This is a genomic window from Bacillus cereus group sp. BfR-BA-01453 (assembly GCF_022662915.1).
GTDB classification, from domain to species: Bacteria; Bacillota; Bacilli; order Bacillales; family Bacillaceae_G; genus Bacillus_A; species Bacillus_A paranthracis.
In genome coordinates this window covers 410,869-436,133 of sequence record NZ_JAKUEN010000001.1, presented here as the reverse complement: position 1 = coordinate 436,133, position 25,265 = coordinate 410,869, and the positions used below count along the sequence as shown (strand labels likewise).

Sequence of the window (25,265 nt, the reverse complement as noted above, 5' to 3'; positions counted from 1 at the left end):
GAAAGGGTTGAACGTTTCGTTGTTTTTCTATGATGGAATGTGTTGCGAAAAGGAATAAATAAACGATAAACATATTTTTTTGTGATTTTATCGGAAAGTAACAAACTTTAAAAGGGAATTTTCACACAATTGTCGAACAATTCATGTAGCCTAGAAGGATACACATGTCGGAGAATCGATTCGGTAAGGGAGGAAAAGCTGTGGAGAAAATTAAAGTATGTCTTGTGGATGATAATAAAGAATTAGTATCAATGCTAGAGAGTTATGTAGCTGCTCAAGAGGATATGGAAGTAATTGGTACTGCTTATAATGGTCAAGAGTGTTTAAATTTATTAAAAGATAAGCAGCCGGATGTACTTGTATTAGATATTATTATGCCACATTTAGATGGGTTAGCTGTACTAGAGAAAATGCGCCATATTGAAAGGTTAAGACAGCCTAGCGTAATTATGTTGACAGCGTTTGGACAAGAAGATGTGACGAAAAAAGCAGTTGACTTAGGTGCGTCATATTTCATATTAAAACCATTTGATATGGAGAATTTAACGAGTCATATTCGTCAAGTGAGCGGTAAAGCGAACGCTACTATTAAACGTCCACTGCCATCTTTCCGATCAGCAACAACAGTAGATGGAAAACCGAAAAACTTAGATGCAAGCATTACGAGTATCATTCATGAAATTGGTGTGCCTGCTCATATTAAAGGGTACATGTACTTAAGGGAAGCAATTTCTATGGTGTACAATGACATCGAATTACTTGGATCTATTACGAAAGTATTGTATCCAGATATCGCGAAGAAATATAATACAACAGCAAGCCGTGTCGAGCGTGCAATCCGTCACGCAATTGAAGTAGCATGGAGTCGTGGGAATATCGATTCTATTTCGTCCTTATTCGGTTATACAGTATCTATGTCAAAAGCAAAACCTACGAACTCTGAGTTCATCGCAATGGTTGCGGATAAGCTGAGACTTGAACATAAGGCTAGCTAATCGTTGTTGTATCAAGGTGTTAAGCGTATTTCATAACAAAATTTAATAACCAACGAATTGCGTATGTAGGCAATAAAGTACATAGGTAATTGGCGGTTAATTTAAAAACCTCTTAATTATTGGGATTTTAATTCCAAGAATTAGGAGGTTTTTTGTTGATAGAAAGCACACAATTATCATATTGAGATTTAGGTGATTTATCTCGCATTAATGGACGGTAAGACTCCTGTCTTGAAAATTGGCGGGAGATCAACTGCCTGTAACCGCCCAATTGGTTCGAATAATAATTAATGGGGACGAACAAAATCGACTGATTTATATTATATAAATCACTCCGAAAGAGTAAGATGGATGCTTGATTCTGCAAAGAAGAAGTTAAGTGGAGGTATATTTTTGATAGGATTTCCGTGTTTATTTGTTTTAAATAGCAGACAGCTTCGTTTCAACTTCTTTAAAAGGTGGGATTAAAATTTTTTCGGGTCATAAATTCCGAATATTTAGTACAGTGAAATAGCTCCACATGATATAATTCTTGTGTGAAATATTGTATGGAGAAGGGGTAGCGTGACGCAAATAAAGGTTACGCCAGAACGGCTAGAACAGTCAGCAAAGCTTGTTCTTGAAACTAAAAATAGGTTAGAACAGATACATAAAGATTTATATAACCAAACGGAATACGTAGCTGCAATGTGGAACGGTGCAACGAGTCAAAGGGTTTATCAGATGTTTAATGAAACAAAACCTCAAATGTTTAATGTGTTTCGGGAATTTGATAAGATTGCAGAAGAACTAATGCACGCTGCTGAAAAGTTTCGTAATGCTGATGAACGTTATGATGGTAATTTAGTTGATGGGAATTTATCAGATGAAAAGGTAGAAGAAGGGGCAATGTGCGGCAAACCCTCTGAAAAATCTATGCTTAGAAAAATTTGGGACGGTATATACGTTGGTTCTGGGCAAGTTATTGGGGGGATTGTAGAAGGATTTGATTCACTAGACGATACAGTAACAAAAGAAAATATTAAGTATGCTATAGGTCACCCCATAGAGACAACCTTTACTGCTTGGAATGCTGTTTCGGATTCATTTATGAATGATTTTTGGCATGGTGATGCGGAAAGTCGTACAAAATGGGGAACGAGTGTTTTTATGGGGCTTGGATTGGGATGGCTTGGGGATAAAGGAATAAGTAAAGTAACTACACTTTCAAAAGGTACCAATCTAACAAAATTCTCAGAAGGTATCTCGTCCGTTTCGAATCAATTACCATTAAAAGAACGATTTGCATTTGCAGGTACTAGTGGCTTTGGTAGCAATCAGATAAAAACTTTTGAAGCTTTACAAGAAGCCCGTGATACATTTATGTTTTCTGAAACTGGTGGAAGAAGTAGAGTTAAAGGTGTACAAGAAGTAATAAAAGATTATGCGGATAAAGTTCTTGATAGAGTTGAAGTGAAAAATGAGTATCCTGATTCGTATACAGCATCTAAAATATTACGTGAAGAACTTAAGGATGCAGGGATTGAACCACCCCCATATTCTAATGCAGCACATCACATCGGACCTTGGAATGATAAAAGGGCGGCACTCGTACAAGAATTATTAGAAGAGTTTGGGATACATCCTGATGCTGCTGCTAATGGGGTATTTTTACCATATAAATTGAATGATTATGTAACTACTGAAGCATTACATATCGGTAGTCATTCAGCAGAATATGCAGATGAAGTGGCTAGAGTGTTAAAAGAAGTTAAAGTATACGGTGGTACTCAAGCTGATGCTATTGCAGCCCTACATGACATAAGGATACGTTTATTAGAGGGGAGTTTAAAATTAAATAAATCGAAATAATTTGTAAATATATTAAATCTCGAAGGAGAATAAAAAATGAAAATTTGGGAATTGAGAAGTTCGTTTGATGATTGCCAGTCTTTCCAGCTATTGAAATATAAAGAGGATAAAAAATATTTTGAAGGGAAGTTCAACTCCACTGCAATTTTACTAGATTCATGGGGAGAAATATTTATTGAATGTATAGAAGGAGATAAACCTAGCGACTGTCCGCATTTTTGGGGGGAAACTGGTTCAATAATGATTAGTGAACAAGCAAAAAAATTATTAGAACCTTTAATAGGTGCTGATGTTGAGTTTCTTCCACTTGTTCATAATAAAACAAATGAAGTATATTATGTAGTCCATGTTTTAAATGTACTAGATGCAATTGATAGTAATAAAGCAATCTTTAAAAAATTAATCACAGGTTTAGTAATAGGATGTGAAAAATTCGCATTTATTCCTAACATTGTTCACAATGAAATGATTTTTAAAGTATATATAAATCAAAGAATCCATCCTACTTCCGTTTTTGTATCAGATGAATTTAGAAATGCAGTGTTAGAAAGTGATTTAAAAGGTTTTGAATTTATAGAGGTATGGGATTCAGAAACGGACATGTAAAAAAAGTCCTAAAATAACTGATAGGAGTTAGTAACATAGATGCAAAGGTTTCAGAAATTCTAAGAATGTTAAACAATTATGAGGGAAATGAAAAAGAAATTTTTGAACAGATTCAAGCTGAAGCAATGGTGAAATTTATATGTGGAAAAATCTGATTTTAGAAATTGAAGATATACTGAAAAGTGTTAACTTTAATCTGAACACACCAGCAACAGATACTGAAGTTCATAGATTAAGAGAACGTGTGAAAGAGAAATTTAATGTTGATTTACCGAGTGAATTTGAGGAGTTTATTAAAAACGTAAATGGTTTAGATTTTGGTGGACTAGTTATTTATGGAGTTGACCCTTCTTTACTAGAAACAGAAAGAAACGAACCGATTTGTGGATTTATAGACACGAATAAGATTTGGTATGAAAATGAATTTCAAAAAGAGTATCTTTTCTTTGGAGATTCAAGTATTGCTTGGTTTTGTAAAAACTTATCTGATGGTACTTGCTTAGAACTTGATAAACCATCTGGCACAGTGATGAAAACATATAATGATTTCAATACAATGCTTGAAGAAGCATTGAAAACAGCCCTTCTGTAATAAGGAGGTAGTAAAAATTATGTTTAACTTTTTGAAAAAACATATTGTAGCAGACGAAAGTATTAAATCTAATCAAACCCCTATTTTTTAACTTTTGCCAAAAGAAGAGATAGAGGAAGCAGAAGATTTATTAAAAATGAAATTCCCTAAAGAATTGAAAATTTTTTATAAAGAAATTGGTTATGGTTTTTTAGAGGCATCAAGTAAGTTCTTTTTTAACAGATTTATGGACCCATTTTCTGTTGCGGATTTTCGTTTGAGACAAGATATCTATGAATATGACCCTAATATAGATGGTGTAGATGATGAAGAATCTACCTGAAGGAACGAAACAAACAGTTCGTGTTGATATTAGGGGACAGGAAGTAAGTCCTGATGAAATTATTGAACTAGTGCAGAAAATCAAGACAAAAACAAATGATAACGCTACTATTGAAATTAAAGATTAGTATATTGGAGTGATAATATGTCAAACGTAGGATTTGGAATAGATTTTATGTTTTATGAAGTAGGGCATCCTGACTTTTTGCATAGCTTCTTTTCAACAATGTCATATCATACAGAACCTGAAGGTTGGGGAACTAAATATCCTTTACTTATGAAGAATTTGTATTTTGATAAGTTAAGTTGGGAAGACGTAGAAGAAGCGAGAAAGAATTTAAAAGAAATTCAAAGCATATTACAAAAGAAGAAACCCGAAGAAATTATTTGGGATATTGAAGATATAACCAAAAGACCGCCGTGGGAAGGAAAAGCATTACCACCACAAGTTGTTGACCTTGTTACGTATTTTGCTAGAGAAGATGGAAAGACATTTTCTGATTTATTATTTAAAGCATTTGATTTCTCAGAAACTCTAAAACATGAAATTGTAATAAGAAAAAGTCTAACTGATACAACATTTTAACTTTTGTTGTAAGTATTTTCTTAATCCGAAATATTCTTCAATCCCCAACCATTGTACTTTAGGAACACGAAGAAAAAGAGATGGAAAAAGCTATTTTTCCTGTTTGTTCGTCTTTTACAGAATTACTTGATAGCTTACATGGGTTTGAAGATGAAGAATAATCAATTATGAGTAACAAAAGTGGGACTTATGTGAATTACGCATAAGTCTTTTTGATATATAATTACATAGCTAAGGGGAAGTTTTTATTGTTTTAATGGTAATTAATATGTACTATACGAAATGTAAGACACTATTAGTATGAGTGTTAAATAACAGAACAAGAGAAGGAGATTGCGGTTGGAATTATTTAAACGCACTAACTTAGATAAAACAGAACTATTATTACTATATATTATGAAAGAACTAGAAGCTGATAAAGCACCAGTGAAACTATCATATAACCAGTTACAGGATTATTTATGGGCTAATCGTAATACAACATCAAAGGCAATAAAAGGACTGAAAGAACTAAAAGAACTAAAAGAACTAAAAGAACTAAAAGAACTAAAAGAACAGGGGCTATTGTTGGTTACAGTAGGACAGGGGAAAGCTTCAAATACGTACCAACTTAGACTATAGGAATAAGGATATAGTCGTAAATCAAGAAGCTGAATAGAGGGTAACGTGAAACAGTACGTGGATATCATTGAATTCTATTGACGTTTGCCCCTGTGAATATGTATTATATTCTTATACACATTAGTAATGTAATGTTACCAATGAATTAAGAAAAACGAAACCAATAAAGGGCGTGAAATTTAACGTATTTATTGGACGAAAAGAAAATGTTAGAAACGTATATATATCAACGTTTAAAGCTTTCGGTTATACAGTATCTATGTCAAAAGCAAAACCTACGAACTCAGAGTTCATCGCAATGGTTGCGGATAAGCTGAGACTTGAACATAAGGCTAGCTGAGAATAGAAGAAGTAAGGGATTTAAGTTTTAATAAAGCTTAATAATTCTTGAAATGTATACTCGATAGTAAATTTAAAACCAATGAACTTTTTAATTAATGACCAATGAATGTTAGAATTCGTTGGTCTTTTTATTGTACATGTTCGAAGTGAAGGTTAAATTGAATCATGGTATATCCAATGAGGGATTTTAGCAAGCAAGTCATCCGTGATATAATAGAAAATAATAAAAAGTCCTGTGAAACAGGACTGTATTATTCTTCGTCTTTATTTTGTTTTTCTAATTCAACTAACTTTTGAATTAAAATGTGCTGCGGCATATGCATAAGTTGTTCAAGTGGAACACCTAGTGCTTTTGATAGGCGGACTGCAGTGTCTGGAGAAATTTGTAATGGTCTCATAGAAGTACCTCCTTTTTCGTATAGTATAGCATAAGATTGGGGGAGTGAGGATGACTCTTATATTTGCACATCGTGGTGCAGCGGGAACATACCCAGAAAATACGATGATTTCATTTGAAGCAGCTGAATCTTTTAAGGCAGATGGAATTGAGCTTGATGTTCAATTAACGAAAGACGGAAAGGTTGTCGTCATTCATGATGAAACAGTGGACCGGACAACGAATGGAAAAGGTGCGGTTCGAAATTATTTATATGAGGATTTATGTAAATTAGATGCGAGCTATAAATTTGGTGATAAAGTAGGATTTTGTAAAATACCTCTTTTAGAAGAGGTGTTACAATGGATTGAAAAAACAGAGTTGCTACTTAATATTGAACTTAAAAACAATAAAATTCCATACAGAGGTTTAGAAGAAGAAGTTATAACGCTTGTACGGAAATTTAATTTAGAAGATCGTGTTATATTTTCTTCATTTAATCACTACAGTATGAAAAGGTGTCATATGATGGCTCCTGATATTCAAACAGCGATTTTATATCGCGAAGGCCTGCATAGCCCGTGGGCATATGCAAAAAAGATGGGAGCTACTGCGGTGCATCCGAATTATCGTTACCTTCAAGATGCCATTGCTGAATTAACGATGGAAAGTGATGTAGAAGTTCGGCCCTATACAATTAATGAAGAAACACTTATGCGTAAATATTTTGATATGAACATATCGGCGATTATTACTGATTATCCTGAAACGGCAAGAACGTTATTGCAAATAAAAAAATGAGACCGCTTGTAACGGTCTCATTTTTTTATTTGTAAATAGTAGAGATTTCCTATCCTATCTTCGAAAGCGAGCTTGTACTTTATTTCGTTTACGATCTCGGTGTAAGACGAAACCACCAAAGATATAAAATCCGAGCGCGAAGCAGAGAGCCCCGATTAAAAATTGTAACCATAGTATAGAGAGTGGAGGAAATAAAATCCCGAATACGGTATCTCTCATTAACTTAATGCCAAACACAGCTAATGAAATAGGGATGAGTGCTAATAATAGAGCAAGGTAACGCTGCATATAAACGCTCCTTTTCAGATTATTTTGTTTATTTTAATGATGTTATATGAAAAGGGGGTTTGTCAAGAGGGGGCTGAACGAGTAAGATAAGGGTGTGAAAAATTTTGCAGAGATACTCCGAGAGGAAGTGTAATATATGAAACAAAAAGTTTTAATTGTTGGTGCAGGTGAAGGTGGTAGTACACTGCTGCGTCTGTTACAGAGTTCGAATATATTTCAAATTATAGGGATTATTGATATAAATCCGATAGCAAAAGGGTTACAGATGGCAAAGGAATACGGGATTGCAATTGGAGAGAGTGTGACTCCATTTCTTTCTATGCACATTGATGTAATGTTTGATATGACAGGTGACGATGATTTACATAAAGATTTATTAAAGAAAAAGCATAAAGATACTCTTCTTATACCAGGTGATATTGCAAAGATTGTTACGAGATTAGCACATGAGAAGGAAGATTTAATTGGAAAGTTAGAAGAGCAAACGCAGCAAGGTGATTTGATTTTAAATTCTACGCATGACGGTATGATTGTGATTGATCGAGAGGGACAAGTTCGCCTATTTAATAAAAGTGCAGAGCGTATTATCGGGTATAAAAAAGAAGATGCGGTAGGGAAATATATTTTAGAAGTTATTCCGACTAGTAAGTTGCTTCGTATTATACGTACGAAACAAATAGAAGTAAATTATGAATTGACGCTTGAGAATGGAAAGAAAATTATTACAACCCGTATTCCAATATTAAAAGAGGGAGGAGAAGTGCAAGGGGCATTTGCGATTTTTAAAGATATAACAGAGGTTGTAGATCTTGCGGAAGAAGTTACAGATTTAAAGGAGATTCAAACGTTACTTGAGGCGATTATTAACTCGTCTGAGGAAGCTATTTCGGTCGTGGATGAAAAAGGTCGAGGATTAGTAATTAACCCTGCATATACGAAATTAACAGGTTTAACAGAAGAGGACATTATTGGAAAGCCGGCTACAACCGATATTGTAGAAGGTGAAAGTATGCATATGAAAGTTCTTCGAACACGTAGGGCGGTACGAGGAATACATATGAAGATTGGCCAAAAAAAGCGAGACGTAATTGTAAACGTAGCACCGGTCATTGTAGATGGAATATTAAAAGGAAGCGTTGGTGTAATTCGTGATGTATCAGAAATTCAAAAGTTAACAAATGAATTGAATCGAGCGAGGCAAATTATTCGAACGTTAGAAGCAAAATATTCATTTGATGACATTGTCGGAAATTCAGATGAAACAACGGCTGCTATTGAACAGGCGAAACTGGGGGCGAATACACCAGCAACAGTGTTGTTACGCGGGGAGTCGGGGACAGGTAAAGAATTGTTTGCGCATGCTATCCATAATGGAAGTAATCGGAAATATAATAAGTTTGTTCGTGTAAACTGTGCGGCTATTTCGGAGACGTTGTTAGAAAGTGAATTGTTTGGTTATGAGGAAGGGGCATTTTCTGGTGCGAAAAGAGGGGGAAAACGTGGATTCTTTGAGGAAGCGAATAACGGCAGCATCTTTTTAGATGAAATAGGGGAACTATCTGCAAATACGCAAGCGAAACTCCTTCGCGTTTTGCAAGAGAAAGAAATTGTAAAAGTTGGTGGAACGAAAGCAATTCCTATCAATGTCAGAGTAATTGCAGCGACGCACGTGAATTTAGAAAAAGCCATTCTAGAAGGGAAGTTTAGGGAGGATTTATATTATCGATTAAATAAAATTCCAATTCAAATCCCATCTCTTCGTCAGCGTAAAGGGGATATACCGGCAATCGCAGACAGGTTAATTCAAAAAATTAACCAAGATTATGGCCGAAATATAGAGGGACTCACTAATTCGGCTATTTCATATTTACAATCATATGAATGGCCAGGAAATGTGAGGGAACTTGAAAATATTTTGGGGAGAGCTATAATCTTTATGAATTATAACGAGACCTATATAGATGTACAACATTTACCGCCATTACATAACGAAGAGCAGGTGGAGTCAAAGCAAGCTCATTTATTACCTGAGTTAGAAGAAAAGCCACTTGAGCATTTAGTGACGGAGTTTGAAGGGAATATCATTCATGAATATTTAGAGAGATTTGGTGGAAATAAAACACAAACAGCCAGAGCGTTAGGGATTTCGGTTCGAAATTTATATTACAAGCTAGAAAAATATGAGTGTGCAAAAAATAGCATGCAATAAATTGCGTACCATGCAATTTATTGCATGGTATACAAAAAGCGACAAAATAAGATAGAATATTTTGTTATTTTCCAAAGTATTGATTTTACTGTGTTTTGAATGCGTTTCCATTATTGGTAAGACCACTTTAAAAAGTTGGCACGGTATTTGCTTAATAAAAAGACGAGGGACGACGGAAAGGGTTGATTACAAAATATGAAGTTAGAACACTTAATTGATCAAGCGGCAGGCCAGCCTAAAAAAACTGTGGCTGTAGCAGTAGCTGAAGATCATGAAGTAATTGAAGCTGTAGCGAAAGCAATTACATTACAGCTAGCTCAATTTCGTCTATATGGAAATCAAGAAAAAATAATGGGGATGCTACAAGAACATAGTTTACAAACTTCAGAACATATTGAAGTGATTGCAACACAGTCAAGTGCTGAGGCTGCAGAACTTTCTGTTAAAGCTGTAAGAAATGGCGAAGCAGATGTGCTTATGAAGGGGAACATCCCAACAGCAAATATTTTGAAAGCTGTATTAAATAAAGAGTGGGGACTTCGTAAAGGTAGCGTACTTTCACACGTTGCAGCATTTGAAGTTCCAAACTACAATCGTCTCATTTTTGTTACAGATGCAGCAATGAACATTGCACCTGATGTAACACAAAAAGCTGCTATTATACAAAATACTGTAGAAGTTGCCCGGGCAATAGGAATTGATTCGCCGAAGGTAGCCCCAATTGCAGCGGTAGAGGTTGTGAATCCTGCGATGCAAGCGACAATTGATGCAGCGATGTTAACTCAAATGAATCGCCGCGGACAAATTAAAAATTGTGTCGTTGATGGACCACTTGCTTTAGATAATGCAGTATCACAAATTGCAGCAGAACATAAAGGCATAGTAAGTGACGTAGCAGGTAAGGCAGACATTTTACTCGTCCCAACAATTGAAGCTGGAAATGTGCTATATAAATCACTCGTATACTTTGCGGATGCAAAAGTAGGAGCAATGATTGCTGGCGCAAAAGCACCGATTGTTTTAACATCTCGTGCTGATTCAGCAGAAACAAAAGTATATTCATTAGCATTGGCAGTTGCCACTGCTTCAAAATAAACCAAATAGGGTAAAACATTAGGGGGAAACGACAATGGCATTAGAAATCTTCGAATACTTAGAAAAATATGATTATGAGCAAGTAGTATTTTGTCAAGATAAAGAATCAGGTTTAAAAGCAATCATTGCAATTCATGATACAACACTTGGACCTGCTCTTGGTGGAACAAGAATGTGGACATATGATTCTGAAGAAGCGGCGATTGAAGATGCATTGCGTCTTGCAAAAGGGATGACATATAAAAACGCAGCAGCTGGTTTAAACTTAGGTGGTGCGAAAACAGTAATTATCGGTGATCCACGTAAAGATAAGAGCGAAGCAATGTTCCGTGCATTAGGTCGTTATATTCAAGGACTAAACGGACGTTACATTACAGCTGAAGATGTTGGTACAACAGTAGATGATATGGATATTATCCACGAAGAAACTGACTTTGTAACAGGTATTTCACCATCATTCGGTTCTTCTGGTAACCCATCTCCAGTAACTGCATACGGTGTTTATCGTGGTATGAAAGCTGCTGCGAAAGAGGCTTTCGGTACTGATAATTTAGAAGGAAAAGTAATTGCTGTTCAAGGTGTTGGTAACGTAGCATATCACCTATGCAAACATTTACACGCTGAAGGCGCAAAACTAATCGTTACAGATATTAATAAAGAAGCTGTACAACGTGCAGTAGAAGAATTCGGTGCAACAGCAGTTGAGCCAAATGAAATTTACGGTGTTGAATGTGATATTTACGCACCATGTGCATTAGGCGCAACAGTTAATGACGAAACTATTCCACAACTTAAAGCAAAAGTAATTGCAGGTTCTGCAAATAACCAATTAAAAGAAGATCGTCACGGCGACATCATTCATGAAATGGGTATTGTATACGCACCAGACTATGTAATTAATGCAGGTGGCGTAATTAACGTAGCAGACGAGTTATATGGATACAATAGAGAACGTGCATTAAAACGCGTAGAATCAATTTATGACACAATTGCAAAAGTAATCGAAATTTCAAAACGCGATGGCGTTGCAACTTATGTAGCAGCTGATCGTCTAGCTGAAGAGCGCATTGCAAGCTTGAAAAACTCTCGTAGCACATACTTACGCAACGGTCACGACATTATTAGCCGTCGCTAATCATTCATATATTACTTTTACAAAAGGTGTGGTTACCTCTTATGAGGTTTCCACCTCCTTTTGAATTTATTAGTGGAGGTAGCAACAGTGTCTGTAAATCGAATTCTTGTTATTAATCCGGGTAGTACATCCACAAAAATTGGTGTTTTTGATAATGAAAGACCCGTTTTAGAAGAAACTATTCGTCATGACGAAGAACAGATTGGAAAATATAAGCGAATTATCGACCAATATGAGTTTCGTAAAGAAACGATCTTAGAAGTTCTACATTCTCACGGTATTAACATTTCAAAATTAAACGCAGTTTGTGGCCGTGGGGGATTACTTCGTCCAATCGAAGGCGGAACATACACAGTAAACGATGCGATGTTAGAAGATTTAAAAAATGGTTTTAGCGGTCATCACGCTTCAAACCTTGGGGGCATTTTAGCATATGAAATAGCTTCTGGATTAAATATTCCGGCATTCATTGTAGACCCTGTCGTTGTAGATGAAATGGAGCCTATTGCTCGTATAAGTGGTATTGCTGGTATGGAACGCAAAAGTATTTTCCATGCATTAAATCAAAAAGCAGTTGCTCGTAAAGTAGCTGAACAGTTAAATCACAAATATGAGGATTTAAATTTATTAGTTACACATATGGGCGGCGGTATTACAGTTGGTGCTCATAAAAAAGGAAGAGTAATCGATGTAAATAACGGTTTAAACGGAGAAGGCCCATTTAGTCCAGAGCGCGCTGGTACAGTACCAGTAGGGCAACTAGTAGAAATGTGTTTCTCTGGTGAGTATTACCGAGATGAAATGATTAAAAAACTTGTCGGACAAGGTGGACTTGTAAGTCTTATCGGTACAAATGATGCGATTAAAGTAGAACAAATGGTTGAAAAAGGTGATCCTGAAGCAACTCTTATTTATAAAGCTATGGCATATCAAGTTGCAAAAGAGATTGGCGGAGCTAGCGCTGTACTTCACGGGAAAATCGATGCAATCGTATTAACTGGTGGACTTGCTTACAGTAAAATCCTTGTTGATGAAATAAAAGAACGAGTAGACTGGATTGCAGATGTTATCGTACATCCAGGAGAAGATGAATTACAAGCATTAGCAGAAGGGGCACTTCGTGTACTACGTGAAGAAGAAGCTCCAAAAGAATATATTGTACGTGAAAAAGAAACGGTAGCTAGGGGTTGAGATAATGGCAAAAGAATATGATTTAGTCATCGTTGGCGGCGGTACTGGTGGATATGTTGCTGCAATTCGTGCATCACAACTAGGGTTAAAAACTGCACTTGTTGAAAAAGAAAATCTTGGTGGTACTTGTTTACACAAAGGATGTATTCCTAGTAAAGCCCTTTTACGTAGTGCGGAAGTATACGCAACTGCTAAAAAAAGCGAAGAGTTCGGAGTTATTGCAAGTAATGTAGAACTAAACTTTGCGAAAGTACAAGAGCGTAAAGAGAAGATTGTAACGCAACTTCATAAAGGTGTTCAGCACTTAATGAAACAAGGTAAAATTGATGTGTTTGAAGGTATTGGCCGTATTCTTGGCCCATCTATTTTCTCTCCGATGCCAGGGACAATTTCAGTTGAACTTGCAAGTGGAGAAGAGAATGAAATGTTAATTCCAAAAAATGTACTTATTGCAACAGGTTCTCGTCCGAATTCATTACCAGGTTTAGAATTAGACGGAGAGTATGTAATGTCTTCCGATCATGCCCTAAAAATGGAAACGCTTCCTAGCTCGATTATTATCGTTGGTGGCGGTGTAATTGGTATTGAGTGGGCATCTATGCTTGCTGACTTCGGTGTAGAAGTTACAGTATTAGAGTATGCGAAAACGATACTACCACTAGAAGACCAAGACGTTTCAAAAGAAATGCAACGTCTATTCAAGAAAAAAGGTATTAAAGTGGTAACTGGTGCAAAAGTATTACCAGAAACATTGGTAAAAGATAATGGAGTAACAATTCAAGCTGAACATAACGGTGAGAATAAAGAATTTAAAGCAGAAAAAATGCTTGTATCTGTAGGACGACAAGCCAATACGCAAAATATTGGTTTAGAGAATACGGATATCGTTGTGGAAAAAGGATACATTCAAACAAATGAGTTTTATCAAACGAAAGAATCTCATATTTACGCAATCGGTGATGTAATCGGTGGCTTACAGCTTGCTCACGTTGCTTCTCATGAAGGAATTGTTGCAGTAGAACATATTGCTGGTAAAGAAGTTACACCAATTGATTATTCTATGGTATCAAAATGCGTATATAGCAGTCCGGAAGTTGCTTCTGTCGGTTTAACAGAACAAGAAGCGAAAGAAAAAGGCTATAAGCTAAAAGTAGGTAAGTTCTCATTCCGTGCAATCGGAAAAGCGCTTGTATACGGCGAATCAGATGGTTTCGTAAAACTTGTAGTTGATGAAGAAACAAATGATATTCTCGGTGTTCATATGATTGGACCGCATGTAACAGATATGATTTCTGAAGCGGGTCTTGCAAGAGTACTTGATGCAACACCTTGGGAAGTAGCACATACAATTCATCCGCATCCATCATTATCTGAGGCGATTGGTGAAGCAGCATTAGCTGTAGATGGAAAAGCGTTACACGCATAAAAATGTGGATTTAGGAGGTTATGAAAAATGGCAGAAGTAAAAGAAAAGCGCCATGAAGAGCTTGGCTTAAGTGATGAGCAAGTATTAGAAATGTTCCGTACGATGTTACTTGCACGTAAAATCGACGAACGTATGTGGTTATTAAACCGTGCTGGTAAAATTCCATTCGTAATTTCTTGTCAAGGACAAGAGGCAGCACAAGTTGGAGCAGCATTCGCTCTTGATAGAGAGAAAGATTATGCATTACCATACTACCGTGATATGGGTGTTGTACTAGCGTTTGGTATGACAGCGAAAGAACTGATGCTATCTGGTTTCGCGAAAGCTGGAGATCCAAACTCTGGTGGTCGTCAAATGCCTGGTCACTTCGGTCAAAAGAAAAATCGTATTGTGACAGGTTCATCTCCAGTAACAACGCAAGTACCACATGCAGTTGGTATTGCATTAGCTGGAAAAATGGAAAAGAAAGATTTAGTAACGTTTGTTACATTCGGTGAAGGTTCTTCCAACCAAGGTGATTTCCATGAAGGTGCAAACTTTGCTGGCGTACACAAGTTACCTGTTATTTTTATGTGTGAAAATAATAAATACGCGATCTCTATTCCAGTTGAAAAACAATTAGCATGTAAAAATGTATCAGACCGTGCAATTGGATACGGTATGCCTGGATATACAGTAGACGGAAACGATCCGCTTGCAGTATATAAAGCTGTAAAAGAAGCAGCAGACCGTGGCCGCCGTGGTGAAGGTCCAACTTTAATTGAAACAGTATCATATCGTTTAACAGCACATTCAAGTGACGATGATGATCGTGTTTATCGTGATAAAGAAGAAGTAGAAGAAGCGAAGAAAAATGATTCAATTGTAACATTTGCTGCTTATTTAAAAGAGGTTGGCGTGTTAACTGAGGAATCTGAAAAACAAATGTTAGACGAAATTATGCATATCGTAAACGAAGCAACAGAATATGCAGAAAATGCTCCGTATGCAGCACCTGAAGATGCATTGAAGCACGTATACGCAGAATAGGGGGGAACGTTTCATGGCTGTAATGTCTTATATTGATGCTATTACATTAGCAATGCGCGAGGAAATGGAACGCGATGAGAAAGTATTCGTTTTAGGTGAAGATGTTGGTAAAAAAGGTGGCGTATTTAAAGCGACACACGGATTATATGATCAATTTGGTGAAGATCGTGCGCTAGATACACCACTTGCAGAATCTGCAATCGCTGGGGTCGCAATTGGTGCAGCAATGTATGGAATGCGTCCAATCGCTGAAATGCAGTTTGCGGATTTCATCATGCCAGCAGTAAACCAAATTGTTTCTGAGGCAGCAAAAATTCGTTACCGTTCTAATAATGATTGGACTTGTCCAATTACAGTTCGTGCGCCATTTGGCGGCGGTGTTCACGGTGCATTGTATCATTCGCAATCTGTAGAAGCGATGTTTGCAAACCAACCTGGTTTAAAAATCGTTATCCCTTCTACACCATATGATGCAAAAGGCTTACTAAAAGCTGCAATTCGTGATGAAGATCCAGTATTATTCTTTGAGCATAAACGTGCATATCGCTTAATTAAAGGTGAAGTGCCAGAAGATGATTACGTATTACCAATCGGAAAAGCAGATGTAAAACGTGAAGGTGATGATATTACTGTTATCACATACGGATTATGTGTTCATTTTGCTCTTCAAGCGGCTGAAAAGTTAGCGCAAGATGGCATCTCTGCACACATTCTTGATTTACGTACTGTATATCCATTAGATAAAGAAGCAATCATTGAAGCAGCTTCTAAAACAGGTAAAGTTCTTCTTGTAACAGAAGACAATAAAGAAGGAAGTATTATGAGTGAAGTGGCAGCAATTATTGCTGAAAACTGTCTGTTTGATTTAGATGCACCAATCGCACGTCTTGCAGGTCCAGACGTTCCAGCAATGCCATATGCACCAACAATGGAAAAATTCTTTATGGTAAATCCAGATAAAGTTGAAAAAGCAATGCGCGAGCTTGCGGAATTTTAATCGGGGGGACTATACATGGCTGTAGAAAATATTACAATGCCTCAGCTCGGGGAGAGCGTTACAGAGGGTACAATTAGTAAATGGCTTGTTAATGTTGGCGATCACGTAAACAAATATGATCCGCTTGCAGAAGTAATGACTGATAAAGTAAACGCTGAAGTACCATCTTCTTTCACTGGTATTGTGAAAGAGTTAATCGCTAGTGAAGGTGATACGTTAGCTGTAGGTGAAGTAGTTTGTGTGATTCAAGTAGAAGGCGCAGATGAAGTAGCAGCAACAGCTGTTGAGGAAAAAACAAAAGAAGAATCAAAGGCAGAAGTAGCTACACCTGAAAAAGCACCGAAAGCAAAACAACCAACTGATGGAAAACCTCGTTTTTCACCAGCTGTGTTAAAACTTGCGGGTGAGCATAACGTTGATTTAGATCTAGTAGAGGGTACGGGAGCAAACGGCCGTATCACTCGTAAAGATATTTTAAAGCTAGTGGAATCTGGAAATATTCCGCAAGCAGGTGCGGCGAAGAAAGAGGAAACGGTAGCAGCTGTAGTAGAAGCGCGTCCAGAAGCACCAAAAGCAGCGCCAGTAGCGCAAAAAGTAGAATCTGCGAAACCAGTTTCTGTACCAACAATGCCTGGCGATATCGAAATTCCAGTAACAGGTGTGCGTAAAGCAATCGCAGCGAACATGTTACGTAGTAAACACGAAGCGCCACACGCTTGGATGATGATTGAAGTAGATGTGACAAACCTTGTGTCATACCGTAATTCAATTAAAGGTGATTTCAAAAAGCGTGAAGGCTTTAACTTAACGTTCTTTGCTTTCTTCGTAAAAGCAGTAGCACAAGCGTTAAAAGAATACCCTCAAATTAATTCAATGTGGGCTGGCGATAAAATCGTTCAGAAGAAAGATATTAACCTTTCTATCGCTGTTGCAACAGAGGACGAACTATTTGTACCAGTAATTAAACATGCGGACGAGAAGACAATTAAAGGCATCGCTCGTGAAATTACAGAACTTGCAGGAAAAGTACGTACGAAATCGTTAAAAGCGGACGAAATGCAAGGCGGAACATTTACAATTAATAACACAGGATCATTCGGTTCTGTTCAATCTATGGGTATTATTAATTACCCACAAGCGGCTATTTTACAAGTTGAATCAATTGTAAAACGCCCAGTAATTATGGATAATGGCATGTTTGGTGCTCGTGACATGGTTAACTTATGTTTATCACTTGATCACCGTGTACTAGATGGCTTAATTTGTGGTAAGTTCTTAGGACGTGTAAAAGAAATTTTAGAAAATACGTCAGAACATAATACATCTGTATATTAAATAAAAAGCTCGCTTATGCGAGCTTTTTATTATCTTATTTCTTCATCTACATCCTACTATATGTATAATACCTTTCCCAGTAATCTTACAATGAACGATTATGTATTAGGAATTTATGAAAATACATTGCTGATATATGGTATATGGATATAAAATAAGAAAAGAATAATTTTTTTGGCAAATCTTACTGACGAAACTGTAGTATAATATATTGTATTGTATGAAAAAGAGAGTTATTCTATATAAGTGTTTTATAGATAATGTGTAATCAGTCGTCAAAACATGAGGAATGTTGACTCCTGGTTTTTTATTTTGCTGTAACAATGTTTCAGGAGGATGTCATGAAAAGAAGTACCGAGTTTCTAAAAAGTTTAGATGTAAAATTAATATTAATTTTGTTAGCATTATGTGTTACAAGTATAGCTGCTATATATAGCAGTCAACAAACTGGCCAATATGGAGAGGCAAACTTTGCAATGAAACAAGGTTTGAACTACATAATTGGGGTTGTATTGTTATTGCTTGTTGCAAGCATCGACTTAGATCAATTACAAAAATTGTCTTGGCCACTTTATATCGTTGGATTTGCTTCACTTATTCTTTTGAAAATACTACCGGTTTCCAATTTCACACCTGAAAAATTAGGTGCAAAAAGATGGTTTGTATTTCCACTAGTTGGACAAATTCAGCCATCTGAGTTTTTCAAAATTTCATTGCTTCTCGTAGTAGCAAGTATAGCAGTGAAACATAATGCGCAGTATATGGCAAGGACATTTCAAACGGACTTAAAATTAGTAGGTAAAATTATGCTAGTATCCCTCCCGCCTATGGCTGTTGTATATAGCCAACCGGATACGGGGATGGTGTTCTTATACGCTGCTGCCATTGCATGTATTTTATTTATGTCAGGTATTCAGAAGAAATTGATAGCGTTATGTACAGTTATTCCAGTCACCATACTATCCACGTTAATATTTATTTACGTAAGGTATGAGGATTTCTTCTTTAATAAGTTAGTTACGCTACTAAAACCGCACCAACAATCACGTATTTTAGGTTGGTTAGATCCATTTGAACATACAGATCAAGGCTATCAAACACAGCAATCAATTTTAGCTGTAGGTAGTGGCGGTATGGAAGGGAAAGGGTTTGGCGAAGGGAATGTTTATATCCCTGAGAAGCATACAGACTTTATTTTCGCTACAATTGCCGAAGAAGGTGGATTTATCGTAGCAGCGTTAGTTGTATTCTTGTTCCTATTACTACTATATAGAACAATTATTATCGGTTATTCTGCTGATAATTTATTCGGTACATTATTATGTGCTGGATCGATTGGGATATTAACGGTTCAAATATTCCAAAATATCGGTATGATTGTTGGATTAATGCCTGTAAAAGGGATTGCATTACCTTTCTTATCGTATGGGGGAAGTTCCTTGTTCTCGAATATGATTATGATGGGTCTCATATTATCGGTACGAAAAACGTATAAAAAGTATATGTTTTCCGTTAAGTAAAAAAAGCTGGTTCGTTTTTAAACGAACCAGCTTTTTTACATATATACTCATAAACGTTGCAAACTAAAACAGACTCGCAGTTTGGGATGTAAGGAGTGCAAAGTGATGCATATGCATATTTTTGAAGGAGCACGGCATCTTTCTAATAGTGAATGGGTTATTCGGGCTATTATAGCATACATATTTTTAATATTAGTTGCGAAAGCAATGGGGCAAAGGTCCATCGCACAACTTCGCTTTTTAGATGTTGTATTGGTGTTATTGCTTGGCGGGAATATTTCTAACGCATTGTCTGATGAAAAAGTAGGATTAATGGGCTCGATGATTACAACGTTTATACTCGTTGTACTTCATATTATAAGTTCAGTTTTAATGTTGAAATGGGATAGATGGAGACGCTTTTTAGAGCCAGCACCTATCATTCTTATACACAATGGCTCCATTGATTTTAGCAATTTGAAAAAAGCGAGAATTACGGTGGAATATTTATTTTCAGAACTTCGTATGCGAAATGTGAGCGATATTCAAACGATCAAATTAGCATTATGGGAAGCGAACGGTGTCGTTTCTATATTTCGGTATCCAGAATATGAGGCAGTTTCCCGACTTGATCTAAAAGTGGCAGGAAAAAAATCTCCAGTTTCTTTTATATTAGTAAAGGATGGGAGCATTCAGCAAGATGTTCTTGCTTTATTAGGGAAAACAGAAGAATGGGCGAGAGAATTTCTAGAGAAAAACGCAGAAGTTGAATCCATTTTGTTAGCTACAGTTGATGAAACACATAAAATAAATATTTTGTTAAAAAAATGAAAAATATACGCATTTTGTCGTTTCATACATATGATACAATAGTGTGGACAACGAAAAAGGAGGGATACGATGGGATATGTAGAAGAATTACGGAAAATAGTTGGTCATCGCCCTTTAATTTTAGTTGGTGCTGTTGTACTCGTTATAAATGAAAATAGATATGTATTATTACAACAAAGAACAGAGCCTTACGGAAAATGGGGGCTGCCTGGCGGATTAATGGAGCTTAGTGAATCACCAGAAGAAACTGCTTTTCGTGAAGTATACGAAGAAACAGGAATAAAGGTGAAGAACCTACGATTAATCAATGTGTTTTCTGGAGCGAACTATTTTACAAAATTAGCAAACGGTGATGAATTTCAATCTGTAACGACCGCTTATTATACGGACGAATACGATGGAGATTTTGTTATGAACAAAGAAGAAGCGGTTCAGCTTAAATTCTTCCCTCTAACAGAACTACCTGACTATATTGTTGGGTCGCATAAAAAAATGATTAGTGAATATATGAAGATTATGGAAAAAAAGATATAATAATAGTGAAAGAAATACAAAAACATAGTTCTGGTTGGTAGTCCAGACGCATGATTTCATGTCAGTAACCTTCCCCTCCGGGATGTCCCGTATTTCTAATTTTTTTTAGGGGGGGCTGTCAATGGATTTGACAGTATATCACGATGGCCAATTTTTTGTTGGAATCATTACATGTAAAGAAAAAGGGAAGTTGTATGGAGCGAGGTATATTTTTGGAACGGAACCTTCAGACGAAGAAGTGCTTATATTTGTGAACGGTTCAATGTTAGCGTATTTTCAGCACTTTGCAAAATGTGGCGTGGAAGTGAAAGAAAAACAGCGTCCCAAAAATATAAAGCGGATCATACGACAAGCAGCAAAAGAAGTAAATGTAAACCGCTTTACTAAGGCGCAAGAGGCAATTAGCTTATCTTATGAACTGCATAAACAAGAAAAGAAAGTGCAATCTAAGGAGAAGCGAGAGGCTGAAAAACAAAGAAGACGTTTAATCAAAGTACAAAAAGCAAAGCAAAAACATCGTGGTCATTAAGAAAAGGTGTTAGAGCAAGAGCTCTAACACCTTTTCTATGCTGAAATACAAGTAAACTTACTTGTATTTCATAAACATTAACTGGTAAGATACAAATAGGTAGTTTTAGAGGAGGGAAAAGATTGATTAATTTTAACTTTTTTATGAATGATGTTGTCCGCCAAGCGCGTGAAGAGATTGTCTCTGCTGGATATACAGAATTGACGACGCCAGAAGCAGTAGACGAAGCGTTTAAAAGAAATGGAACAACACTTGTAATGGTAAACTCTGTATGTGGTTGTGCAGGCGGTATTGCTCGTCCTGCTGCTGCGCATTCCGTACATTATGATAAACGACCTAACCATCTTGTAACGGTGTTTGCAGGTCAAGATAAAGAAGCGACAGCAAGAGCTCGTGAATATTTCGAAGGGTACCCACCATCTTCTCCATCATTTGCTTTATTAAAAGATGGAAAAATTGTAACAATGGTAGAACGTCATGAAATTGAAGGTCATGAACCGATGCAAGTTATTGCAAAACTACAATCTTATTTCGAAGAGAATTGCGAAGAATTATAAAAATAAGCAAAAAGGCGGTACGTCCACACTCAAGTGGATGTGCCGCCTTTTTTATTTAGTATTAAAACTTATGGGATATACATAGTTATGTTTTTTATACAGTATTTTATACATACGAAATGGTATTTGTACTGATAATTTATTTATTTTTATTTTATATATTGCATAAAAATGAAAGTGCTGATACAATACAAACATCGAATAAATATTCTATTAAACTTTTAAATATACATTATTAGGGGGAAGAAAGATGAAGAAGTTATTATCAATATCATTTGCACTTATTTTAATTGTAAGTATGTTCAGTGCTTGTAGTAATGGGGAAGAAAAGGTTACTGGGAAAAATAAGAAAGTACTGGTTATGGGGACTTCAGCAGATTATAAACCATATGAATACGTAGAAGCTTCAAAAAGTGATGAAATTATTGGCTTTGATGTTGATGTTGCTAAATATATCGGAAAAGAACTTGGTTATGAAGTGAAAGTGAAAGATATGGATTTTGGTGGTTTATTAGCATCTCTTAGCTCAGGAAAAGTTGATTTCGTAATGGCAGGTATGACGCCAACTGCAGAGCGTAAAAATAATGTTGATTTCACAGATATTTATTTTGTTGCGAAAAACATGGTTGTTTCTAAAAAGGACTCTAACATTAAATCTGTAGAGGATTTAAAAGGGAAAAAAGTAGGGGTACAAACAGGATCTATTCAAGAAGAGAAAGCTGCAGAATTTAAAAAACAAGTAGATTTCAAAGTTGAGGGACGTGACCGTATACCAGAAATCGTACAAGAAATTAAAGCTGGTCGTTTTGACGCTGCAATTATAGAAGACACAGTTGCTAAAAATTATTTAGAGAAAATGAAAGATTTACAAGGAATTGAAATTAAAGAAGCGCCAGAAGAAGTTGGAGCAGCAATTGCCCTTCCGAAAAATAGTGATAAAACAGCTGAATTTAATAAAGTAATTAAAAAAATGCAAGAAAATGGAGAAATGGATAAATTAGTGAAGAAATGGTTTGGCAGCGAAAAATAAGCTGCCTTTCACTTTTCTGTGAGGGGAATGAAAAGAATGAACTTAGATTTTTCGGCGATTACGCCTTCGATACCGTATATATTAAAAGGCTTAGAAGTTACTTTGAAAATTGTAGCAGTATCAGCTTTAGCAGGGTTTATTTTAGGAACGCTATTAGCACTTTGCAAAATTGCTAGAATACGAGCATTAAATATAGCGGCAGATCTTTATACATCAATTTTCCGTGGTACACCACTTGTATTGCAATTAATGATTATTTATTTCGGTGTCCCGCAAATAATTGGTTATGAAATACCAGCATTCGTAGCAGCTGTACTTGCATTTAGCTTAAATTCAGGTGCATATATGTCAGAAGTAATCCGTGCTGGCATTCAAGCGGTTGATAAAGGACAAACAGAAGCGGCGATGGCTTTAGGAATTCCATACGGAAAAATGATGCGAAATATCATTTTTCCTCAAGCTTTAAAAAATATATTACCGGCACTTGTAAACGAGTTTGCGACACTTACGAAAGAATCGGCTGTAGTAACAGTAATAGGCGCAACGGATTTAATGCGCCGTGCTTACATCGTAGGCGGGGAGACATTTAAATATCTTGAACCATTACTTTTTGTTGGACTCATTTATTATATGCTAGTCATTATTCTTACATTAGTCGGGAAGGCAATTGAAGGGAGAATGAAGAAAAGTGATTAAAATTGAAAACCTTCATAAATCATTTGGAAAAAACGAAGTATTAAAAGGAATTACAACAACGATTGGAAAAGGGGAAGTAGTAGCAATTATTGGACCGTCTGGATCAGGGAAATCAACATTTTTACGTTGTATGAATGTGTTAGAAGCACCGACAAATGGTCACATTTGGATTGGAACGGAAGAAGTAACGAATCCGAAAACGAATATTATGCACGTCCGTGAAAATGTCGGAATGGTATTTCAGCATTTCCACCTATTTCCTCATATGACTGTATTAGAAAATATTACGTATGCTCCTATCAATGTAAAAGGAGTAACGAAACAAGAAGCTGAAAAGAAAGCCGAAAAACTTTTAGAAAAGGTCGGTTTATTAGATAAAAAAGATACGTATCCGAATCGTCTTTCTGGCGGACAAAAGCAACGTGTAGCAATTGCAAGAGCGTTAGCAATGGAACCAGAAGTAATGTTATTTGATGAACCGACATCAGCACTAGATCCAGAGATGGTAAAAGAAGTGTTAGAAGTTATGAAATCATTAGTTACGACAGGAATGACAATGGCAATTGTTACACATGAAATGGGATTTGCAAAAGAAGTAGCAGATCGTGTCCTCTTTTTAGATGGTGGAAAACTTGTAGAAGATAGTGCGCCAGCACAATTTTTTGCAGCACCGAAAAGTGAGCGTGCGCAACAATTTTTACAAAAAATATTGTAATATGTAAAGGATACGTGAATAATAAGTAGAAAAGGATGACATTGTGTCATCCTTTTTTTATACTAACTGTAAATACGTTTATACATATAGGAGCAATGCTATGTTCAAAATTGGATACCGTACAGTAAAAACAGCAATAGGGACAGGCGCAGCCGTTTTTATTGCTCAGTTATTAGGATTAGAATTTTATAGTTCAGCGGGTATTTTAGTTATATTATGTGTACAAAATACGAAACGTAAATCACTTCAAGTATCGTTACATCGTTTTTTAGCTTGTGTATTATCAATGGTGTTCGCATTTTGTATTTTTGAAACAATTGGATATACACCACTAGCAATTAGCCTATTATTGCTTACATTTATTCCGACTGCAGTTATGCTTAAAATTCAAGAAGGTATTGTCACGAGTTCAGTTATTGTGATGCATCTATATTCATTGAAACAAATTACATGGCTTATTGTTGGAAATGAAATTGCGATATTAACGATAGGGATTAGCGTGGCTCTCTTAGTGAATATGTATATGCCAAGTAGTGAAAATAAGCTAAAAGAGTATCAAGGTAAAATAGAAAGTAATTTTAAAACGATTTTGTTTGAAATGGTTGTGTATTTACGAAATCGAGAAAGTAGTTGGAGCGGGGCAGAACTTATTGAAACTGAACAGATGCTAAATGAAGCTAGAGATTTATCGTTTAAGAAACTTGAGAATGCATTTATGCGAGAAGATGACTATTACTATCGCTATTTCAATATGCGCATGCAACAATTCGAAATTTTAGAGCGAATGATTCCGTTAGCAGCTTCTTTATCGTGGACATATGAACAAGCTGACATGATTGCGGACGTGGTTGAAAACATTAGTAATGCTATTAGCCCTCAGAGTACCGGGGTTATTTCTTTAAGACAGCTTCAAGAAATGAGAGAATTATTTAGAGAGATGCCATTGCCGGCTACACGTGAAGAATTTGAGATACGTGCGAAACTTGTTCAACTTGTATACGAAATGGAACAATATTTACTCATTAAAAGTCGTTTTAAGGGAAAGGATAATATAAAAGAACTTATATAGAAGGTAGGA

At 36.2% G+C, this 25,265-nt stretch carries 27 protein-coding genes and 3 pseudogenes; 28 read left to right on the top strand and 2 right to left on the bottom strand.

Annotation, left to right across the window (positions count from 1 at the left end; genetic code table 11):
• Nucleotides 1-200 precede the first annotated feature (200 nt).
• The 10 genes and pseudogenes from spo0A to MR070_RS02225 all read left to right on the top strand — a co-directional run.
• Nucleotides 201-995 (top strand): sporulation transcription factor Spo0A, encoded by a 795-nt coding sequence (gene spo0A / locus MR070_RS02270; protein ID WP_014297988.1) that lies wholly within the window; start codon nucleotides 201-203, stop codon nucleotides 993-995.
• 564 nt (nucleotides 996-1,559) lie between these two features.
• Nucleotides 1,560-2,846 carry a WXG100 family type VII secretion target gene (locus MR070_RS02265; RefSeq protein ID WP_242260469.1) on the top strand — a complete coding sequence of 429 codons (1,287 nt, stop codon included), beginning with the start codon at nucleotides 1,560-1,562 and terminating at the stop codon, nucleotides 2,844-2,846.
• Nucleotides 2,847-2,882: 36 nt separating this feature from the next.
• The gene (locus MR070_RS02260; RefSeq protein ID WP_000707099.1) at nucleotides 2,883-3,452 is read left to right on the top strand and encodes an imm11 family protein; all 570 of its coding nucleotides are present in this window, start codon (nucleotides 2,883-2,885) and stop codon (nucleotides 3,450-3,452) included.
• Nucleotides 3,453-3,591: 139 nt separating this feature from the next.
• The gene (locus MR070_RS02255) at nucleotides 3,592-4,044 is read left to right on the top strand and encodes a YrhA family protein (RefSeq protein WP_000265782.1); all 453 of its coding nucleotides are present in this window, start codon (nucleotides 3,592-3,594) and stop codon (nucleotides 4,042-4,044) included.
• Nucleotides 4,045-4,063: 19 nt separating this feature from the next.
• A pseudogene (locus MR070_RS02250) lies at nucleotides 4,064-4,360 on the top strand (SMI1/KNR4 family protein); the annotation flags it as partial.
• Complete coding sequence (locus MR070_RS02245) at nucleotides 4,350-4,493, top strand: hypothetical protein (protein ID WP_242260467.1); 144 nt, start codon at nucleotides 4,350-4,352, stop codon at nucleotides 4,491-4,493. The pseudogene MR070_RS02250 and the gene MR070_RS02245, both read left to right, overlap by 11 nt.
• Before the next feature lie 17 nt (nucleotides 4,494-4,510).
• Nucleotides 4,511-4,951, top strand: a complete 441-nt coding sequence (locus tag MR070_RS02240; RefSeq protein ID WP_000072974.1) for an Imm70 family immunity protein — start codon at nucleotides 4,511-4,513, stop codon at nucleotides 4,949-4,951.
• 17 nt (nucleotides 4,952-4,968) lie between these two features.
• A pseudogene (locus MR070_RS02235) lies at nucleotides 4,969-5,112 on the top strand (SMI1/KNR4 family protein); the annotation flags it as partial.
• A gap of 178 nt (nucleotides 5,113-5,290) precedes the next feature.
• Nucleotides 5,291-5,572, top strand: a complete 282-nt coding sequence (locus tag MR070_RS02230) for a GntR family transcriptional regulator (RefSeq protein ID WP_103631417.1) — start codon at nucleotides 5,291-5,293, stop codon at nucleotides 5,570-5,572.
• Nucleotides 5,573-5,813: 241 nt separating this feature from the next.
• Nucleotides 5,814-5,912 (top strand): annotated as a pseudogene (locus MR070_RS02225) (sporulation initiation factor Spo0A C-terminal domain-containing protein); the annotation flags it as partial.
• 253 nt (nucleotides 5,913-6,165) lie between these two features.
• Here the strand turns inward: MR070_RS02225 and MR070_RS02220 are convergent.
• Nucleotides 6,166-6,312: a YycC family protein gene (locus MR070_RS02220; RefSeq protein ID WP_001247671.1), complete on the bottom strand. Its 147-nt coding sequence runs from the start codon at nucleotides 6,310-6,312 to the stop codon at nucleotides 6,166-6,168.
• A 50-nt stretch (nucleotides 6,313-6,362) separates the two neighbouring features.
• Here MR070_RS02220 and MR070_RS02215 point away from each other — a divergent pair, with 50 nt between their 5' ends.
• Nucleotides 6,363-7,091: a glycerophosphodiester phosphodiesterase gene (locus tag MR070_RS02215; protein WP_044793830.1), complete on the top strand. Its 729-nt coding sequence runs from the start codon at nucleotides 6,363-6,365 to the stop codon at nucleotides 7,089-7,091.
• 54 nt (nucleotides 7,092-7,145) lie between these two features.
• Here MR070_RS02215 and MR070_RS02210 read toward each other — a convergent pair whose 3' ends face one another.
• Entirely contained in the window at nucleotides 7,146-7,379 is a 234-nt protein-coding gene (locus MR070_RS02210; protein WP_001190187.1) for a DUF2627 domain-containing protein, read from the bottom strand.
• A gap of 136 nt (nucleotides 7,380-7,515) precedes the next feature.
• Between MR070_RS02210 and MR070_RS02205 the strand changes: the two genes are divergently transcribed.
• The 17 genes from MR070_RS02205 (at nucleotide 7,516) to MR070_RS02125 (ending at nucleotide 25,256) form a co-directional block, all read left to right on the top strand.
• Nucleotides 7,516-9,588, top strand: coding sequence for a sigma-54 interaction domain-containing protein (locus tag MR070_RS02205; protein WP_000811007.1), 2,073 nt, complete (start codon nucleotides 7,516-7,518; stop codon nucleotides 9,586-9,588).
• 195 nt (nucleotides 9,589-9,783) lie between these two features.
• On the top strand, nucleotides 9,784-10,683 hold the full coding sequence (gene yqiS / locus MR070_RS02200) for a phosphate butyryltransferase (RefSeq protein WP_070806815.1): 900 nt from the start codon (nucleotides 9,784-9,786) through the stop codon (nucleotides 10,681-10,683).
• 34 nt (nucleotides 10,684-10,717) lie between these two features.
• Entirely contained in the window at nucleotides 10,718-11,818 is a 1,101-nt protein-coding gene (locus MR070_RS02195; RefSeq protein ID WP_242260465.1) for a Leu/Phe/Val dehydrogenase, read from the top strand.
• A gap of 87 nt (nucleotides 11,819-11,905) precedes the next feature.
• Nucleotides 11,906-13,009 (top strand): butyrate kinase, encoded by a 1,104-nt coding sequence (buk, locus tag MR070_RS02190; RefSeq protein WP_000115774.1) that lies wholly within the window; start codon nucleotides 11,906-11,908, stop codon nucleotides 13,007-13,009.
• Nucleotides 13,010-13,013: 4 nt separating this feature from the next.
• Entirely contained in the window at nucleotides 13,014-14,435 is a 1,422-nt protein-coding gene (gene lpdA / locus MR070_RS02185; protein ID WP_001051291.1) for a dihydrolipoyl dehydrogenase, read from the top strand.
• Nucleotides 14,436-14,462: 27 nt separating this feature from the next.
• The gene (gene bfmBAA, locus MR070_RS02180; protein ID WP_000852555.1) at nucleotides 14,463-15,464 is read left to right on the top strand and encodes a 3-methyl-2-oxobutanoate dehydrogenase subunit alpha; all 1,002 of its coding nucleotides are present in this window, start codon (nucleotides 14,463-14,465) and stop codon (nucleotides 15,462-15,464) included.
• Nucleotides 15,465-15,477: 13 nt separating this feature from the next.
• On the top strand, nucleotides 15,478-16,461 hold the full coding sequence (gene bfmBAB / locus MR070_RS02175; protein ID WP_000290076.1) for a 3-methyl-2-oxobutanoate dehydrogenase subunit beta: 984 nt from the start codon (nucleotides 15,478-15,480) through the stop codon (nucleotides 16,459-16,461).
• Nucleotides 16,462-16,476: 15 nt separating this feature from the next.
• Nucleotides 16,477-17,796: a dihydrolipoamide acetyltransferase family protein gene (locus MR070_RS02170; protein ID WP_242260463.1), complete on the top strand. Its 1,320-nt coding sequence runs from the start codon at nucleotides 16,477-16,479 to the stop codon at nucleotides 17,794-17,796.
• Nucleotides 17,797-18,137: 341 nt separating this feature from the next.
• Nucleotides 18,138-19,316 (top strand): FtsW/RodA/SpoVE family cell cycle protein, encoded by a 1,179-nt coding sequence (locus tag MR070_RS02165; protein WP_000831200.1) that lies wholly within the window; start codon nucleotides 18,138-18,140, stop codon nucleotides 19,314-19,316.
• A 105-nt stretch (nucleotides 19,317-19,421) separates the two neighbouring features.
• Nucleotides 19,422-20,126: a DUF421 domain-containing protein gene (locus tag MR070_RS02160; protein ID WP_044793833.1), complete on the top strand. Its 705-nt coding sequence runs from the start codon at nucleotides 19,422-19,424 to the stop codon at nucleotides 20,124-20,126.
• A 69-nt stretch (nucleotides 20,127-20,195) separates the two neighbouring features.
• On the top strand, nucleotides 20,196-20,660 hold the full coding sequence (locus MR070_RS02155) for an NUDIX hydrolase (protein ID WP_014481752.1): 465 nt from the start codon (nucleotides 20,196-20,198) through the stop codon (nucleotides 20,658-20,660).
• A 121-nt stretch (nucleotides 20,661-20,781) separates the two neighbouring features.
• Entirely contained in the window at nucleotides 20,782-21,189 is a 408-nt protein-coding gene (locus tag MR070_RS02150) for a YjdF family protein (RefSeq protein WP_000366594.1), read from the top strand.
• Nucleotides 21,190-21,332: 143 nt separating this feature from the next.
• Nucleotides 21,333-21,746 (top strand): BrxA/BrxB family bacilliredoxin, encoded by a 414-nt coding sequence (locus MR070_RS02145; protein ID WP_001998211.1) that lies wholly within the window; start codon nucleotides 21,333-21,335, stop codon nucleotides 21,744-21,746.
• 250 nt (nucleotides 21,747-21,996) lie between these two features.
• On the top strand, nucleotides 21,997-22,776 hold the full coding sequence (locus MR070_RS02140) for a transporter substrate-binding domain-containing protein (RefSeq protein WP_000735480.1): 780 nt from the start codon (nucleotides 21,997-21,999) through the stop codon (nucleotides 22,774-22,776).
• A 36-nt stretch (nucleotides 22,777-22,812) separates the two neighbouring features.
• Nucleotides 22,813-23,472: an amino acid ABC transporter permease gene (locus MR070_RS02135; protein WP_001046919.1), complete on the top strand. Its 660-nt coding sequence runs from the start codon at nucleotides 22,813-22,815 to the stop codon at nucleotides 23,470-23,472.
• On the top strand, nucleotides 23,465-24,187 hold the full coding sequence (locus MR070_RS02130) for an amino acid ABC transporter ATP-binding protein (protein WP_000590226.1): 723 nt from the start codon (nucleotides 23,465-23,467) through the stop codon (nucleotides 24,185-24,187). The genes MR070_RS02135 and MR070_RS02130 overlap by 8 nt, the downstream gene beginning before the upstream one ends.
• A 100-nt stretch (nucleotides 24,188-24,287) precedes the next feature.
• Complete coding sequence (locus MR070_RS02125; protein WP_000472677.1) at nucleotides 24,288-25,256, top strand: aromatic acid exporter family protein; 969 nt, start codon at nucleotides 24,288-24,290, stop codon at nucleotides 25,254-25,256.
• Nucleotides 25,257-25,265: the final 9 nt, after the last annotated feature.